14 protein-coding genes are annotated in these 13954 nt (G+C 69.5%); 10 read left to right on the top strand and 4 right to left on the bottom strand.

Annotated features, from left to right (window positions below):
* Positions 1 to 132: 132 nt before the first annotated feature.
* From QWY80_RS00490 to QWY80_RS00480, 3 genes are read right to left on the bottom strand one after another with little or no spacing between them, the layout of a single operon-like run.
* On the bottom strand, positions 133 to 1398 hold the full coding sequence (locus tag QWY80_RS00490; RefSeq protein WP_290228710.1) for a TRAP transporter large permease: 1266 nt from the start codon (positions 1396 to 1398) through the stop codon (positions 133 to 135).
* Positions 1395 to 1946: a TRAP transporter small permease gene (locus QWY80_RS00485; protein ID WP_290228708.1), complete on the bottom strand. Its 552-nt coding sequence runs from the start codon at positions 1944 to 1946 to the stop codon at positions 1395 to 1397. The genes QWY80_RS00490 and QWY80_RS00485 overlap by 4 nt, the downstream gene beginning before the upstream one ends.
* A gap of 9 nt (positions 1947 to 1955) precedes the next feature.
* Positions 1956 to 2939 (bottom strand): TRAP transporter substrate-binding protein, encoded by a 984-nt coding sequence (locus QWY80_RS00480; protein WP_290228707.1) that lies wholly within the window; start codon positions 2937 to 2939, stop codon positions 1956 to 1958.
* A 267-nt stretch (positions 2940 to 3206) separates the two neighbouring features.
* Here QWY80_RS00480 and QWY80_RS00475 point away from each other — a divergent pair, with 267 nt between their 5' ends.
* A complete protein-coding gene (locus tag QWY80_RS00475; protein WP_290228706.1) occupies positions 3207 to 4598 on the top strand; it encodes an AlkA N-terminal domain-containing protein in 1392 nt (463 codons plus the stop codon).
* The gene (locus tag QWY80_RS00470; RefSeq protein WP_290228705.1) at positions 4595 to 5086 is read left to right on the top strand and encodes a methylated-DNA--[protein]-cysteine S-methyltransferase; all 492 of its coding nucleotides are present in this window, start codon (positions 4595 to 4597) and stop codon (positions 5084 to 5086) included. The genes QWY80_RS00475 and QWY80_RS00470 overlap by 4 nt, the downstream gene beginning before the upstream one ends.
* A gap of 13 nt (positions 5087 to 5099) precedes the next feature.
* Here QWY80_RS00470 and QWY80_RS00465 read toward each other — a convergent pair whose 3' ends face one another.
* Complete coding sequence (locus QWY80_RS00465; RefSeq protein ID WP_290228704.1) at positions 5100 to 5774, bottom strand: GntR family transcriptional regulator; 675 nt, start codon at positions 5772 to 5774, stop codon at positions 5100 to 5102.
* A gap of 169 nt (positions 5775 to 5943) precedes the next feature.
* Between QWY80_RS00465 and dctP the strand changes: the two genes are divergently transcribed.
* The 8 genes from dctP (at position 5944) to QWY80_RS00425 (ending at position 13950) form a co-directional block, all read left to right on the top strand.
* The gene (gene dctP, locus QWY80_RS00460; protein ID WP_290228703.1) at positions 5944 to 6945 is read left to right on the top strand and encodes a TRAP transporter substrate-binding protein DctP; all 1002 of its coding nucleotides are present in this window, start codon (positions 5944 to 5946) and stop codon (positions 6943 to 6945) included.
* A 76-nt stretch (positions 6946 to 7021) separates the two neighbouring features.
* The gene (locus tag QWY80_RS00455; RefSeq protein WP_290228702.1) at positions 7022 to 7540 is read left to right on the top strand and encodes a TRAP transporter small permease subunit; all 519 of its coding nucleotides are present in this window, start codon (positions 7022 to 7024) and stop codon (positions 7538 to 7540) included.
* Between the two features lie 2 nt (positions 7541 to 7542).
* Positions 7543 to 8877 carry a TRAP transporter large permease gene (locus QWY80_RS00450; protein WP_290228701.1) on the top strand — a complete coding sequence of 445 codons (1335 nt, stop codon included), beginning with the start codon at positions 7543 to 7545 and terminating at the stop codon, positions 8875 to 8877.
* Between the two features lie 13 nt (positions 8878 to 8890).
* Positions 8891 to 10246, top strand: a complete 1356-nt coding sequence (locus tag QWY80_RS00445; RefSeq protein WP_290228700.1) for a malonyl-CoA decarboxylase — start codon at positions 8891 to 8893, stop codon at positions 10244 to 10246.
* Positions 10243 to 11763 carry a malonate--CoA ligase gene (locus tag QWY80_RS00440; protein ID WP_290228699.1) on the top strand — a complete coding sequence of 507 codons (1521 nt, stop codon included), beginning with the start codon at positions 10243 to 10245 and terminating at the stop codon, positions 11761 to 11763. Before QWY80_RS00445 ends, QWY80_RS00440 begins: the two co-directional genes overlap by 4 nt.
* The gene (locus QWY80_RS00435) at positions 11760 to 12713 is read left to right on the top strand and encodes a D-2-hydroxyacid dehydrogenase family protein (RefSeq protein WP_290228698.1); all 954 of its coding nucleotides are present in this window, start codon (positions 11760 to 11762) and stop codon (positions 12711 to 12713) included. Before QWY80_RS00440 ends, QWY80_RS00435 begins: the two co-directional genes overlap by 4 nt.
* A gap of 115 nt (positions 12714 to 12828) precedes the next feature.
* Positions 12829 to 13131: an EF-hand domain-containing protein gene (locus QWY80_RS00430; RefSeq protein WP_290228697.1), complete on the top strand. Its 303-nt coding sequence runs from the start codon at positions 12829 to 12831 to the stop codon at positions 13129 to 13131.
* 243 nt (positions 13132 to 13374) lie between these two features.
* Positions 13375 to 13950 carry a helix-turn-helix domain-containing protein gene (locus QWY80_RS00425; RefSeq protein WP_290228696.1) on the top strand — a complete coding sequence of 192 codons (576 nt, stop codon included), beginning with the start codon at positions 13375 to 13377 and terminating at the stop codon, positions 13948 to 13950.
* Positions 13951 to 13954 lie beyond the last annotated feature (4 nt).

Here is a 13954-nt window from a genome sequence, read left to right as displayed (position 1 = left end):
GGCGACCCCGGCCCCAGCGGTTATTACAGATGCCCCGCCATGAAGCACGGGAGCAAATTCGGCAACACGGTCATCCGGAAAAGCTTAAGTAAGTGCCATTCGGGCCTGACCCCGAAATTGGCTTAGCCTGCTTCAGCGCCCGATCAGCGCCGTGGTCAGCCACGGCTGCCAGGCCAGCAGCACCAGGGTGGCGAGGCTCGCCAGCAGGAAGGGCAGCAGCGCGCGGAAGATGCGCATCGGCGGGGTGCCGGTCATCGATGAGGCGATGTAGAGCCCCGCCCCCACCGGCGGCGTCAGCAGCCCCAGCACCAGCGTCAGGCAGACCACCACGCCGAACTGGTAGGGATCGATGCCGAACTGCTCCTGGGCGATGGGCAGCAGGATCGGCACCACCAGGATCAGCGCGGCGATGCCGTCGATGATCATGCCCACCAGCAGCAGCACGCCCACCAGCAGCAGCAGGAACAGGAAGGGGTCGGTGGTCAGTGCAGCGATCCAGGCCGCCGCCAGCTGCGGCAGCTCCTCATAGACGATCACCCAGCCGAACACCCCCGCGGCGGCGATCAGCATGATGACCAGCCCGGCGTTCACCGCGGTGCGCTGGAGCACCGCGGGCAGCCTGGCGAGCCTCAGGTCGCCGTAGAGGAAGCGGCCCAGCAGCAGCGCCGCCAGCGAGGCGAGCGCCGCCGACTCGGTGGGCGTGGCCAGCCCCAGCAGGATGCCGCCGATGATGATCAGCGGGATGGCCAGCGCCGGCAGCCCCATGGCCAGCGCCCGGCGTGCCTCGGCGCGGGTCGGCCAGCGCCCCCTGGGGTACTGCTGCACCAGGCCCACCACGGCGATCGCCAGAAAGAAGCTGAACCCCAGCAGCAGGCCCGGCAGGATGCCGGCGATGAACATCTCGGCGATGGGCACCTGGGCCATGACGCCGAACAGCACGAACAGCATCGACGGCGGGATGATCGGCGACAGCAGGCCGCCGGCGGCGGTGATCGCCGCCCCGAAGGGCCTGTCGTAGCCCTCCTCCTCCATGGCCGGCACCATGGCCCGCGACATGATGGCGATCTGCGAGGCGGCGGAGCCGATGATGGCCGCCATCATCATGTTGGCCACCAGGTTGATGTAGGCGAGCCCGCCGCGGAAGCCGCCCACCAGCAGCCGCGCCAGGTCGATCAGCCGGCGGGTCACCCCGCCCTCGTTCATCAGCTCGCCGGCCAGCATGAACAGCGGAATGGCCAGCAGGCCGTAGTTCTCGATGGCGGCGAACAGCTGCTGGGGATAGGACTCGAACAGCACGGTATTGCCGGAGGCCTGGATGTAGACCATGGCGGTGAGGCCCAGCACCAGGGCGATGGGCACGGCGCCCAGCAGCAGCAACGCGAAGACGGCGATGGTCATGGCCCGGCCTCCGCCGCCGGGTCACGCAGGCCGCGCAGGGCCCCGCCCAGGTTGACCAGGCCGTGGAGGGTCAGCGAGGCGGCGAACCAGGGCAGGATCAACCACACCCAGAACTTGCGGATGCCCAGCGTCGAGGTGTTCTCGGCGTAGATGAAGTTGAAGGTCTCGCCCTGGAAGGCCTGGAAGTCGAAACCCAGCCGCGCCAGGGTCAGCGGCTGGTACCAGCGCCAGCAGAGCCACAGCAGCAGGGCGGCGAACGCCAGCACCGCCAGGTCCACCAGGGCCATCAGCCACCGCCGGCCGGCGCCCGGCAGGGCATCGGCCAGCAGCGTCACGGCGATGCCCTGGCGGCGCTTGAGCACCGCCGCGGCGATCAGGAAGGTCATCCAGATCATGGCATAGATGGCCAGCTCGCTGACCCAGTAGAGCGGGCTGCCCGCGGCGCGGAAGGCCACGTTGCCCAGGATCAGCAGGGTCACCGCCGCGGCCAGGGCGGCGGCGGCGACCTCCTCCAGGCGGGCCAGGCGGTCGGAGAGGCGCGACAGCATCGGCTTGCCTTACTGGCGCAGGCGCTCGGCTTCCTCGCGCAGCGCCTCCAGCATCGGCGCCTTCTCGGCCCAGGTCGCCTCCCACTCGGCGATGGCCTCGGCGAAGAACTCGGCATCGGCCTCGACGATGTCGAGGTCGAGCTGGCGGATCTCCTCCTCCTGGGCGGCGTCCATCTCCTGGAAGCCGGTCAGCACGTTCTCCAGGTGCTCGCCCATGGCGGTCTCGATCAGCTCGCGGTCCTCCGGCGAGAGCTCGCGCCACACGCGGCCGGAGACCACGCCCACCATGGGGAACATCATGTGGTTGGAGATCAGCAGGTGCTCGGCCTGCTCGTAGAATTTGAGGATCAGGATGGAGTCGAAGTCCATGTCGATGGCGTCCACCTGGCCGTTGGCCAGGGCATCATAGACCTCGAGCAGCGGCATCGGCTCGGGCGCCGCCCCGGTGGCGGTGTAGAAGTCGCGGATCGGCTCGAAGGGGGTGATGCGCAGGCGCAGGCCCTCGAGGTCCTCGGCGCTCTCGATGGGCTCCCGGGAGAGCACCTGTCGCATGCCCACCATGCCGTAGCCCAGGCCCACCAGGCCCACGCCGGCAGGCATCAGGTCGAGCAGCTCGCCGGCGGTGTCGGAACGCAGCAGGGCCGCGGCGTGGTCCACGTCGTCGACCAGGTAGGGGGCGTAGAGGGCGCCGAAGTCGGGGATGCGATTGGAGATCTCGGCGATGGTCAGGAAGGCCATGTCCAGGGCGCCGGTCTGCAGCTGCTGGACCATCTGCGCCTCGTTGCCGAGCTGCTGGGCCGGGAAGACGCTGACGCTGTGCTCGCCGCCGGAGCGCTCGGCGAGGGTCTCGGCAAAAGCCTCGGCCTCGGTGGACCACAGGTGCTGCGGCGGGGTGATCAGGCCCAGGCGGAAGTCCCGCGCCTGGGCGGTGAGGGCGGAAGCGGCCAGGGCGGTGGCGGCCACGGCCAGGGTCAGCGTCTTGGTGCGGTTCATGGGAGCCTCGTGTCGATCCGGCCGGGCGGCAGCGCTGGCCGCCCGCGTTTCGTTGTTCAAAAGCACGAGGTTACCCCAGGCCGGGCGTTGATGGCAGCTACGGCCCTTCCGCGATCCCTCCAGGGCCCAGGGCAATCGCCGCTGCCCATCGCGAGGGGCGCCGGGGACAAGCCGAAGAGGAGGTCACCTGCTCCAGGGCCGAATCCGGCCAGTCCGTCACGCGATTCGCGTTAGACTGCAGTCAGGATGGTCTCGAGGATGCTCGCCATGCTGGACCCCGACCAGTGCCGCCAGGCACGGCTCGCGCGGGATGCCCGCTTCGACGGCCGCTTCGTCACCGCGGTGACCACCACGGGCATCTACTGCCGGCCGATCTGCCCGGCCACGCCGCCGCTGGAGCGCAACGTGCGCTACTTCGAGAGCGCCCTGGCCGCCGCCGCGGCGGGCTTCCGCCCCTGCCTGCGCTGCCGGCCGGACAGCGCCCCGGACTCCCCGGCCTGGCGGGGCACCTCCACGACCCTGGAGCGGGCCCTGCGGCTGATCGACGAGGGCGCGCTGGCCGAGGCCCCACTCACTGCGCTGTGCGAGCGACTCGGCATCGGCGAGCGCTACCTGCGCCGGCTCTTCCAGCAGCGCTTCGGCGTCTCGCCCACGGCCTATGCCCAGCACCGCCAGTGCCTGTTCGCCAAGCAGCTGCTCCACGAGACGACGCTGCCCATCACCCAGGTGGCCTTCGCCAGCGGCTTTCGCAGCGTGCGCCGCTTCAACGACGCCTTCCGCACGCGCATCGGCCTGGCTCCGCGCGAGCTACGCCGCCGCGCGGGCGAGGCGAGCGAGCCGCTCACCCTGACGCTGGCCTACCGGCCCCCCTACGCCTGGCGCGCGCTGCGCGACTTCCTCGCCGGGCGGGCGCTGGCAGGCCTGGAGTGGGTCGACGACACCCACTACGGTCGGCACATCCGCTGGGACAAGGCGCGCGGCCGCTTCACCGCCGAGCATGACCCGGCCCGCCATGCCTTCCGGGTGCGCCTGGAGCTCGACGACCCCAGCGTGATGGCACCGGTGGTGCGGCGCATCCGCCGGCTGCTCGACCTGGACGCCGATACCGCCACCATCGAGCGCCACCTGCGCCGCGCCCTGCCCGGCGTACCGCTCGTCGAAGGGTTGCGCCTGCCCGGCGTGTGGTCGCCGTTCGAGGCCGGGGTGCGGGCGATCCTCGGCCAGCAGGTCGCCATCACGGCGGCCCGCCGGCTGGTCGAGTCGCTGGTGGCGACGCTCGGCGAGCCGGCGGACGCGGCCGGACGCCACTTCCCCACCCCCGCGGCGATCGCCGCCAGCGACCTGGCCTTCCTCGGCATGCCCGGGGCGCGTCGCGACACCCTGCGCCGCTTCGCGGCCTGGTACGCTGACGGGGAGGCCGGTGACAACCCCACGCAGTGGACGGCGCTCAAGGGCATCGGGCCCTGGACGGCCCGCTACGCGGCGCTGCGCGGCACCGGCCATCCCGACATCTGGCTGGCGGACGACGCCGGCGTGCGCCGCGCCCTGCCCCGGCTGGACGGCGCCGACCCGGCGGCCGCCGCACCCTGGCGCAGCTACCTGACCCTGCAACTCTGGTCGCAAGAACCGGTCCGCCAAGACAAGGAGCCAAGACGATGATCACCGAGGCACTCGACTACTACCGTCCCCCGGAGGCCGACGCCCTGGGGCTGATCCGCATCCGCGCCAGCGAGGCCGGCCTCCGCGAGGTCGCCTTCGTCGACGCCGAGGACGAGGCGCCGCGTCCCAGCGCGCTGACCGCGCGTACCCGGCAGCAACTGGCCGACTACTTCGCCGGCCGGCGTCGCGACTTCGACCTGCCCCTGGCGCCCCACGGCACCGACTTCCAGCGCCGGGTCTGGGCGGCGCTCGCCACCATCCCCTTCGGCGAGACCCGCAACTATGCCGAGATCGCCGAGCAGCTGCGCTGCAAGGGCGGCCAGCGCGCGGTGGGTGCCGCCAACGGCAGGAACCCGCTGGCCATCGTGGTGCCCTGCCATCGGGTGATCGGCAGCGACGGCCGCCTGACCGGCTACGCCGGCGGCATCGGCCGCAAGCAGTGGCTGCTCGCCCACGAGGCGGGCGAGGTGCCGCTCGAACTGGGATGAGGCCGGGGGTGCATCACACCGCATCCTCGTGATAGGCGCCGAAGCGGCGCACGCTGGCCACGAAGTCGCTGAAGCGCTCGCCCTGGATCAGCACGTGGTCGCGCAGCGCCCGTTCGGCCCGGGCGGCATCCCCCGCCTCGATGGCGGCGACGACCTCGCGGTGCTCGTCCAGCGAGGAGTGCATGCGCTGGCGCACCTGCAGCTGCAGGCGGCGGTAGGGCTTGAGGCGCTGCTTGAGCTGGCGCGCCTCGGCGGCCAGGAAGCCGTTGTGGCTGGCGCGGTAGATGCCCTCATGGAAGGCCTCGTTCTCGTAGTAGTACTCGTCGGGATCGCCGGCCCGGGCCGCCGCCGCGCAACGCCGGTGCGCCTCGCGCAACTCCGCCAGCTCCGTCTCGCCGATGCGCCGCGCCGCCAGGCGCCCGCACATTCCCTCCAGCTCGGCCATCACCTCGAACATCTCGATCAACTGGTCGATGCCCACCCTGGCGACGAAGGTGCCCTTCTTCGGCGTCACCGTGACCAGGCCACTGGCCACCAGCTGCTGGATCGCCTCGCGCACCGGCGTACGCGACACCTCGAAGTCCCGGCTCAGGGCCTCGGGGTCGAGGCGTTCGCCGGGCGCCCGGCGGCCATTGATGATGTCGTCCTCCAGGGCGTCCCGGAGCCGCTGGGCGTTGGACCGTTTCATGCGGATTCCCCCTCCTTCCCTGCGCCGGTTCGACGCTGAACACGCCAGGGCTTCTACCTTTGTCTAGCCCGCCCGAATTGACACTAGTATAGCCAAGGGTCTATTGAAGTATACATCAGCGATGCTGATGGACATTTCACGTCACAACAACAACGTCCCTGGAGATGCCATGAAACCCTCACTCACCCCCATCGTGGCGGGCCTGGCCCTGGCCGCCCTCGCCGCAAGTTCCGTCGCCTCCGCCCAGACCGTGCTGCGCGCCTCCCACCAGTTCCCCGGGGGACAGGGGGACGTGCGCGACGAGATGGTGCAGATGATGGCCGACAAGGTCGCCGAGGCCGATGTCGGCCTGGAGATCCAGGTCTATCCCGGCCAGTCGCTGTTCAAGGCCGACGAACAGTGGGGCGCCCTGGTTCGCGGACGCCTGGATATCACCGCGCTGCCGCTGGACTACGCCAGCGGTCGCCATCCCGAGTTCTCCGCCACCCTGATGCCCGGCCTGGTACGCAACCACGAGCACGCCCAGCGCCTCAACGACTCCGAGTTCATGGACATGATCAAGGAGGTCATCCAGGAAGGCGGCGCCCGGGTACTGGCCGATGCCTGGCTCTCGGGGGCCTTCGCGTCCAGCCAGAACTGCATCACCTCGCCGGACACCGTGGAAGGCCAGAACTTCCGCGCCGCCGGACCCGCCTTCGAGCAGATGCTCGAGGCCGCCGGCGCCTCGATCGCCTCCATGCCCTCCTCGGAGATCTACACCGCCATGCAGACCGGTGTGCTGGACGCCGCCAACACCTCCTCCATGTCCTTCGTCTCCTACCGCCTCTACGAGCAGGTGGACTGCCTGACCGAACCCGGCGAGCACGCCCTGTGGTTCATGTACGAGCCGATCCTGATCTCCGAGCAGGTCTGGCAAGGGCTCGATGAGGCGCAGCAACAGGCCCTGATGGCGGCCAGCCAGGAGGCCGAGGAGTTCTTCGCCGCCGAGGCCGCAGCCATTGACCAGCAGATGGTCGAGGTGTTCGAGGAGAACGGCGTCGAGGTGGTCAGCATGAGCGAGGAGGACTACGACGCCTGGCTGGAGACCGCCAAGCAGAGCTCCTACAAGAACTTCGCCGACAATGTCGAGGACGGCCAGGCCCTGATCGACGCCGCCCTCGCGGTGGAATGACGCCAACGTTGCGAACCACTCGGACCCGATCGGCCGCCCCTGCGAGGGCGGCCATCCCGTCATATCGGAGGGCCTCATGGAACATTCCCGCACCGACGCCACGACGCCCGGCGGGCTCGTCGGCGGCTATATACGCCTGATGGACAGGCTCTCTGGCGCCACCGCCTATCTCGCCGCGGCGCTGTTCGTCGCCGGGGTGGTCGTCGTCTGTCAGATGGTCTTCGTGCGCTACATCCTCGGCCAGAGCACCAGTTGGCAGACCGAGTTCACGGTCTTTTCCGTGACGGCCGCGATGCTGATGGGCAGCCCCTATGTGCTGATGACCGGCGGCCATGTCGCCGTCACCGTGCTGCCCGACATGCTGTCCGGCTGGCCGCGCCGCCTCATGCGACTGGTCGCCTCCCTGGTCGGCCTCGGCTTCTGTGCCGCCCTGGCCTACGCCTCCTGGATCTATGTCGCCGAGGCCTGGCACGGCGGCTGGACCACCGGCTCCGTATGGAACCCGCCGCTATGGCCGGCCCTGCTGCCCATGGCCGTCGGCATCACCTTGCTGACGCTGCAGTACATCGCTGAAATCCTGCGTGGGGAGGAGTGAGCATGGATCCCGTAACTGCCGGCATTCTCGTCGCCATCGGCCTGATCGTGCTGATGGCCATCGGCACGCCGATCGCCTTCGCCCTGGGCGCCATTTCCTTGATCGCGCTGGTCGCCGACCGTGGCATGGCGGAGCTGACCTATTTCGGCGAGACCTTCTTCGATCGCATTGCCGAATTCGGCTTCGTGGCCATCCCCATGTTCATCATGATGGGCGCCGCGGTGGCGTCGTCACCCACCGGACGCGACCTCTATCGCTCGCTGGACCTGTGGCTCGGCAAGCTGCCCGGCGGCCTGGCGATCTCCAACATCGGCGCCTGCACGATCTTCTCTGCGCTCTCCGGCTCGTCACCCGCCACCTGCGCGGCCATCGGCAAGATGGGCATCCCCGAGATGCGCAAGCGCGGCTATCCCGACGGCGTCGCCGCCGGCTGTATCGCCGCGGGCGGCACCCTGGGCATCCTGATCCCGCCCTCGGTGACCATGATCATCTACGGCATCTCCACCGAGACCTCCATCGGCCGCCTGTTCATCGCCGGCGTGGTCCCCGGTTTCATGCTCGCCGGGCTGTTCATGGTCTGGACGCTGATCGCCTGCAAGCTGGCCGGCGGCTACGACAATCCCATGACCCTCGCCACCGAGAAGATCAAGCAGACGGTCCGCCAGAACGTCGATGCCAACCTCAAGGCCCTGGTCAGGGTGCTGCCCTTCCTGGCCGTGGTGCTCGGCATCCTCTTCGCCCTCTACGGCGGTATCGCCACGCCCTCGGAAGCCGCCGGCGTGGGCGCCTTCATGTGCCTGGCGCTGGCCATCATCATCTACCGCATGTGGCAGGTGCAGCCCATCAAGCTGATCATGCGCGATTCGCTGCGCGAGAGCGTGATGATCATGCTGATCATCGCCGCCGCCGAGGTGTTCGCCTATGCCCTGTCGTCGCTGTTCATCACCCAGACCGTGGCCGGCGCCATCGCCGATCTGGAGGTCAACCGCTGGGTGCTGATGGGGGTGATCAACGTCTTCCTGCTGGTGGCCGGCTTCTTCCTGCCGCCGGTGGCGGTCATCGTGATGACGGCGCCGATCCTGCTGCCGATCATCCTGTCGGCCAACTTCGATCCCTACTGGTTCGCGGTAATCCTGACCATCAACCTGGAGATCGGCCTGATCACCCCGCCGGTGGGCCTCAACCTCTTCATCATCAACAGCATCGCGCCGGACATCTCGCTGCGCAACGTGCTGATGGGCAGCCTGCCCTATGCGCTGTGCATGGTGCTGGGGATCCTGCTGCTCTGCCTGTTCCCGGGGCTGGCCCTGTGGCTACCCAACCTGCTCATGGGCTGAAGGAGTCGACGCCATGAACATGACCTTCCTGCAGGAGATGTTCCAGTCGATCACCCAGCGCGACGCCCTGCTGCGCCGCCGCCAGGGGGACGAGACGCCGCCGGACCACCGCCGCCTGGTGGAGGCCTGCCAGCGCCTGCTGGAGAGTGACGGGGAAGCCTCCAGCATTGCCCTGGCCAGCCGTGCCCTGGGCATGTACCAGCGCCTCGAGCCGAACGAGCGACAGCGCTTCTTCGAGCGGCTGGCCAGCGACTTCGCCGCCGAGCCGGAGGAGATCGATGCGGCCTACGCGCGCTATGCCGAGCAGCGTGACAACGCCAGCCTGGAGGCGCTGTTCGAGGCCTGCGAGCCACGCCGCCAGGAACTGATCCGCCGCCTCAACCTGACCAGCGGCGGTACCGCCGAGCTGGTGCGCATGCGCGAGGACCTGCTCGGCCTGCGGCGCGAGCACCCCGAACTCTCGGCCATCGACGCCGACTTCGCCCACCTGTTCGGCTCCTGGTTCAACCGGGGCTTCCTGATGCTCAAGCGCATCGACTGGAACACCCCGGCCTCGATCCTGGAGAAGATCATCCGCTACGAGGCGGTGCACGAGATCCAGGACTGGAACGACCTGCGCCGCCGGCTCGACGCCCGGGACCGCCGCTGCTTCGCCTTCTTCCACCCGGCGATCGGCGACGACCCGCTGATCTTCGTGGAGGTGGCCCTGCACAGGGGCCTGCCGGCACGCATCCAGCCGATCCTCGCCGGCGAGGACGTCGGCATCGACGACCCCGAGGTCGCCGACACCGCCGCCTTCTTCGGCATCAGCAACTGCCAGACCGGCCTGCGCGGCATCTCCTTCGGCAACTTCCTGATCAAGCAGGTCGTCCAGGAACTCAAGCAGGAGCTGCCCCAGCTCAAGCACTTCGTCACCCTCTCGCCGGTGCCCGGCTTCGCCCAGTGGCTGGCCGAACGACGGGACGACGAGAGCCTGCCGGCCACGGTGCGCGAGGCGCTGGACGAGCTGCAGGCCCCCGGCTGGCACGAGGACGCCGAGCGGGCCGCGCGCCTCAAGGCGGTGGTCAAGCCGCTGGCCGCCCGCTACCTGGTCGACGAGAAGAACGCCCGGGGGCTGCCGCTCAACCCGGTGGCCCGCTTCCACCTGGGCAACGGCGCCGAGCTGCACCGCATCAACTGGCTGGGCGACGTCTCGGCCAAGGGCCTCCGGCAGGCCGCCGGCCTGATGGTCAACTACCTCTACGTGCTCGACGACATCGAGCGCAACCACGAGAACTACACAGCCCACAGAACCGTGGCCCGTTCGAGCGAGGTCAAGGACCTCGTCCGCAAGGCCAGGAAGCTGGCCAAGGGAGAAACCGCCAAATGAACCAGAACCTTTTCGCCACCTTCGCCCGGCGCATGCGCGAGCGCGGCGACGCCGACTTCATCACCACCCGCCAGGGCCGCGGCTACAGCCACGCCGAGGCCCTGGCCACCACCGCGCGCCTGGCCGGCGCCCTGGTCGAGCTGGGCGTGACGCCGGGCGACCGGGTGGCGGTGCAGGTCGACAAGAGCCCCGAGGCGATCCTGCTCTACCTGGCCACCCTGCGCGCGGGCGGGGTCTACTTGCCGCTCAACACCGGCTACACGGGCGACGAGATCCGCTACTTCCTCGGCGATGCCGAGCCGGCGCTGTTCGTCTGCCGACCGGGGGATGCCGAGGACGCGCGCAGCATCGCCGCCGACACCGGCTGCCCGCAGGTCGCCACCCTGGGCACGGTGGCCGACGGCAGCCTGATGGAGGCGGCCGAGAAGGCCACGCCCCGCGACGACATCGTCGAACGCGACGACAACGACCTGGCGGCGATCCTCTACACCTCGGGTACCACCGGGCGCTCCAAGGGGGCCATGCTCACTCACCGCAACCTGGGCTCCAACGCCGCCACCCTGGCCGAGGCCTGGCACTTCAGCGAAGGGGACCGGCTGATCCATGCCCTGCCGATCTTCCACACCCACGGCCTCTTCGTGGCCTGCAACGTCACCCTGATGGCCGGTTCCAGCATGCTCTTCCTGCCGAAGTTCGACGCCGATGTGATCTTCGAGGAGCTGCCCCGCGGCACGGTGCTGATGGGCGTGCCGACCTTCTACACTCGGCTGGTGGCCGACGCGCGCCTGACCCCAAAGGTCACCGCCAACATGCGCCTGTTCGTCTCCGGCTCGGCGCCGCTGACCGCCGAGACCCACCGGGAGTTCGAGCAGAAGACCGGCCATGCCATCCTCGAGCGTTACGGCATGACCGAGACCAACATGAACATCTCCAATCCCTACGACGGCGAGCGCCGTGCCGGCACCGTGGGCATGCCGCTGCCCGGCGTGGAATACCGCATCACCGACCGCGAGACCCATGAGCCGGTGCCGAAGGGCGAGATCGGCATGCTGGAGATCCGCGGGCCCAACGTCTTCGTCGGCTACTGGCGGATGCCCGAGAAGACCCGCGAGGAGCTGCTCGAGGACGGCTTCTTCGTCACCGGCGACCTGGCGATGGTCGACGAGCGCGGCTATGTGCACATCGTCGGCCGCGACAAGGACCTGGTGATCTCCGGCGGCTACAACGTCTACCCCAAGGAGGTCGAGCAGGTGATCGACGAGCTCGAGGGCGTCCACGAGTCCGCGGTGATCGGCCTGCCCCACCCCGACCTGGGCGAGGGCGTCACCGCCGTGGTGGTACCCGAGCCGGGGGCGAGCCTGGACGAGGCGCGGGTGCTCGACCACCTGCAGGGCCAGCTGGCCAGGTACAAGCAGCCCAAGCGGGTGTTCTTCGCCGACAGCCTGCCGCGCAACACCATGGGCAAGGTACAGAAGAACCAGCTGCGCGAGCAGTACCAGGATACCTACCGTCCATGAAGATCGTGATTCCCGACGACTACCAGGACGCCGTGCGCCACCTGGACGCCTTCGAGAGGCTGGCAGGCCACGAGGTCACGGTGTTCCACGACAGCGTGACCGACCTGGACGCCCTGGTCGCACGCTTCCAGGACGCCGAGGCGCTGGTGCTGATCCGCGAGCGCACGCCGATCACCGCCGCGCTGCTGGACCGCCTGCCCGACCTGAAGGCGATCAGCCAGACAGGCGGCGGCACGGCCCATGTGGACCTGGCCGCCTGCCGCGAGTGGGGCATCAGGGTGATGGCCGGCACCGGCTCGCCCCATGCCGCCGCCGAGCTCACCTGGGGCCTGGTGCTGGCCGCCATGCGCCATATCCCCGAGGAGGTCGCCAACCTCAGGGCCGGCCGCTGGCAGCGCACCCTGGGCACCGGGCTCAAGGGCCGCACCCTGGGCATCTTCGGCTACGGCGGGATCGGCCGGCTGGTGGCCCGCTATGGCCAGGCGTTCGAGATGAAGGTGCTGGTGTGGGGCCGCGAGGGCACGCGAGACCGCGCCGCCGCCGCGGGCCTGGAAGTCGCCGGCAGCCAGGCCGAGCTCTTCGCGCGCAGCGACGTGCTGAGCCTGCACCTGCGGCTCAACGAGGCGACCCGGGGCATCGTCACCGCCGAGGACCTGGCGCGCATGAAACCGACCGCCCTGCTGGTCAACACCGCCCGCGCCCCGCTGGTCGCGCCGGGGGCGCTGGAAGCGGCGCTGCGCGCCGGGCGCCCGGGCATGGCCGCGGTGGATGTCTTCGAAGAGGAGCCGCTCATCGCCCATCCCATACTCGAGCTGCCCAACCTGCTCGCCACGCCGCACCTTGGCTATGTGGAGCGGGACTGCTACGAGCACTACTTCGGCGATGCCTTCGACAACCTGCTGGCCTTCGCCGCCGGCAGGCCCGTCACCGACCTCGCCGCGGCCGGCTGACGACGGCCCCGCAGGAACGTCCCAGACGCCGCAGGGACGATCAAGCAATCCCTCCCGATCGGGCCCATTCTTCTCAATGGGACCCGGTGCTTCACCGAGCCCACCCTGGAGGTAGATGACCATGATCGCTTACAGACAGGCCTTGGCAGTGCTGCTGGGGTCATTGCTGATTTCGGCCGGCGCCTGGGCAGCGCAAGAGGGCGAACCGTTCAAGCATCCCGGCATACAGGGCGTGCAGGGCGTGACCGCCCAACCCCACACCGCCCTCAATCGTGTGTCCTTCGTGAAGATGGATACCGACAATGATGGCAGGGTCTCGTCCGCCGAGGCACGGCTCCTGCCGGCCCCCTTCGGCCGGATGGATACGGACAGGAACGGCTACCTGTCACCGCAGGAGTATCGGTACCTTATAAACTGATCCACCCCGTCACGGCGGGTGCTACGGCACCCGCCTTTACTATTTCTGCCGACAGAGCAGGTCGTGGCCCTCCCCTTCTCCCTGGACGCACTATAGTGAAGTCATCGATCCCCCGAGGGGGATCCGGTATGGAGACAGGCCATGAGCGTCGCGACTCGACCGAGCATCCCGCGTGTCGCTGGTTCTTCGGCCAGACGGAGTCATCTCGCCTGCCTCCCGCCCGCCTCCGACGAACTCGTGCTGATGGATGGCGAGGCCACCGGGCTGGATTCCGAGGCCCTCCGCGGCCTCCTCGCCGAGTATCCCGACGCCCCGCTCATCGTCTTCCTTCCGCCCTGCCCCGGCACCCGCAGGCCCCGGGCCCTCAAGGCCACCCTGGCTACCCTGCACGGCCTACTGGGCGCGGCATCCCATGGCCCCGCATCGGCTCCGGAACGTCACCTCCCCCGGGACCAGGCCCCTGCCAAGGGAGCCAACGGCGGGCTCGCGGGCTGGCAGGTCCGCCGCCTGAACGCCTATATCGACGAACACCTGAGTGGCCCCCTTCACGTGCAGGACCTGGCCGCCATCACCCGCTTGAGCCCCGGCCACTTCGCCCACGCCTTCAAGCAGGCCTTCGGCGAGCCGCCGCTGGTCCATATCACCCGCCGGCGCCTGGCCCGGGCCTGCGAGAAGATGCTGGCCGGCGACGAGTCGCTGTCGTGCATCGCCCAGGCATGCGGCTTCTGCGACCAGTCGCACTTCACCCGACACTTCCATCGCGCCATGGGCATGGCCCCGCAGCGCTGGCGCCGGCTCCACGCCCTCGGCCCGCAATGAGTGG

It is taken from the genome of Halomonas ramblicola, from assembly GCF_030409215.1.
GTDB classification, from domain to species: domain Bacteria; phylum Pseudomonadota; class Gammaproteobacteria; order Pseudomonadales; family Halomonadaceae; genus Halomonas; species Halomonas ramblicola.
The sequence above is the reverse complement of the archived record's forward strand: the minus strand, read 5'-3'. Positions and strand labels throughout refer to the sequence as shown.

What these genes read in the sequence shown, in the direction of transcription:
- QWY80_RS00490 (WP_290228710.1), bottom strand. Translation starts at nt 1,398, where the DNA reads ATGACCATCGCCGTCTTCGCGTTGCTGCTGCTGGGCGCCGTGCCCATC.
- QWY80_RS00485 (WP_290228708.1), bottom strand. Translation starts at nt 1,946, where the DNA reads ATGCTGTCGCGCCTCTCCGACCGCCTGGCCCGCCTGGAGGAGGTCGCC.
- QWY80_RS00480 (WP_290228707.1), bottom strand. Translation starts at nt 2,939, where the DNA reads ATGAACCGCACCAAGACGCTGACCCTGGCCGTGGCCGCCACCGCCCTG.
- QWY80_RS00475 (WP_290228706.1), top strand. Translation starts at nt 3,207, where the DNA reads ATGCTGGACCCCGACCAGTGCCGCCAGGCACGGCTCGCGCGGGATGCC.
- QWY80_RS00470 (WP_290228705.1), top strand. Translation starts at nt 4,595, where the DNA reads ATGATCACCGAGGCACTCGACTACTACCGTCCCCCGGAGGCCGACGCC.
- QWY80_RS00465 (WP_290228704.1), bottom strand. Translation starts at nt 5,774, where the DNA reads ATGAAACGGTCCAACGCCCAGCGGCTCCGGGACGCCCTGGAGGACGAC.
- dctP (WP_290228703.1), top strand. Translation starts at nt 5,944, where the DNA reads ATGAAACCCTCACTCACCCCCATCGTGGCGGGCCTGGCCCTGGCCGCC.
- QWY80_RS00455 (WP_290228702.1), top strand. Translation starts at nt 7,022, where the DNA reads ATGGAACATTCCCGCACCGACGCCACGACGCCCGGCGGGCTCGTCGGC.
- QWY80_RS00450 (WP_290228701.1), top strand. Translation starts at nt 7,543, where the DNA reads ATGGATCCCGTAACTGCCGGCATTCTCGTCGCCATCGGCCTGATCGTG.
- QWY80_RS00445 (WP_290228700.1), top strand. Translation starts at nt 8,891, where the DNA reads ATGAACATGACCTTCCTGCAGGAGATGTTCCAGTCGATCACCCAGCGC.
- QWY80_RS00440 (WP_290228699.1), top strand. Translation starts at nt 10,243, where the DNA reads ATGAACCAGAACCTTTTCGCCACCTTCGCCCGGCGCATGCGCGAGCGC.
- QWY80_RS00435 (WP_290228698.1), top strand. Translation starts at nt 11,760, where the DNA reads ATGAAGATCGTGATTCCCGACGACTACCAGGACGCCGTGCGCCACCTG.
- QWY80_RS00430 (WP_290228697.1), top strand. Translation starts at nt 12,829, where the DNA reads ATGACCATGATCGCTTACAGACAGGCCTTGGCAGTGCTGCTGGGGTCA.
- QWY80_RS00425 (WP_290228696.1), top strand. Translation starts at nt 13,375, where the DNA reads ATGGATGGCGAGGCCACCGGGCTGGATTCCGAGGCCCTCCGCGGCCTC.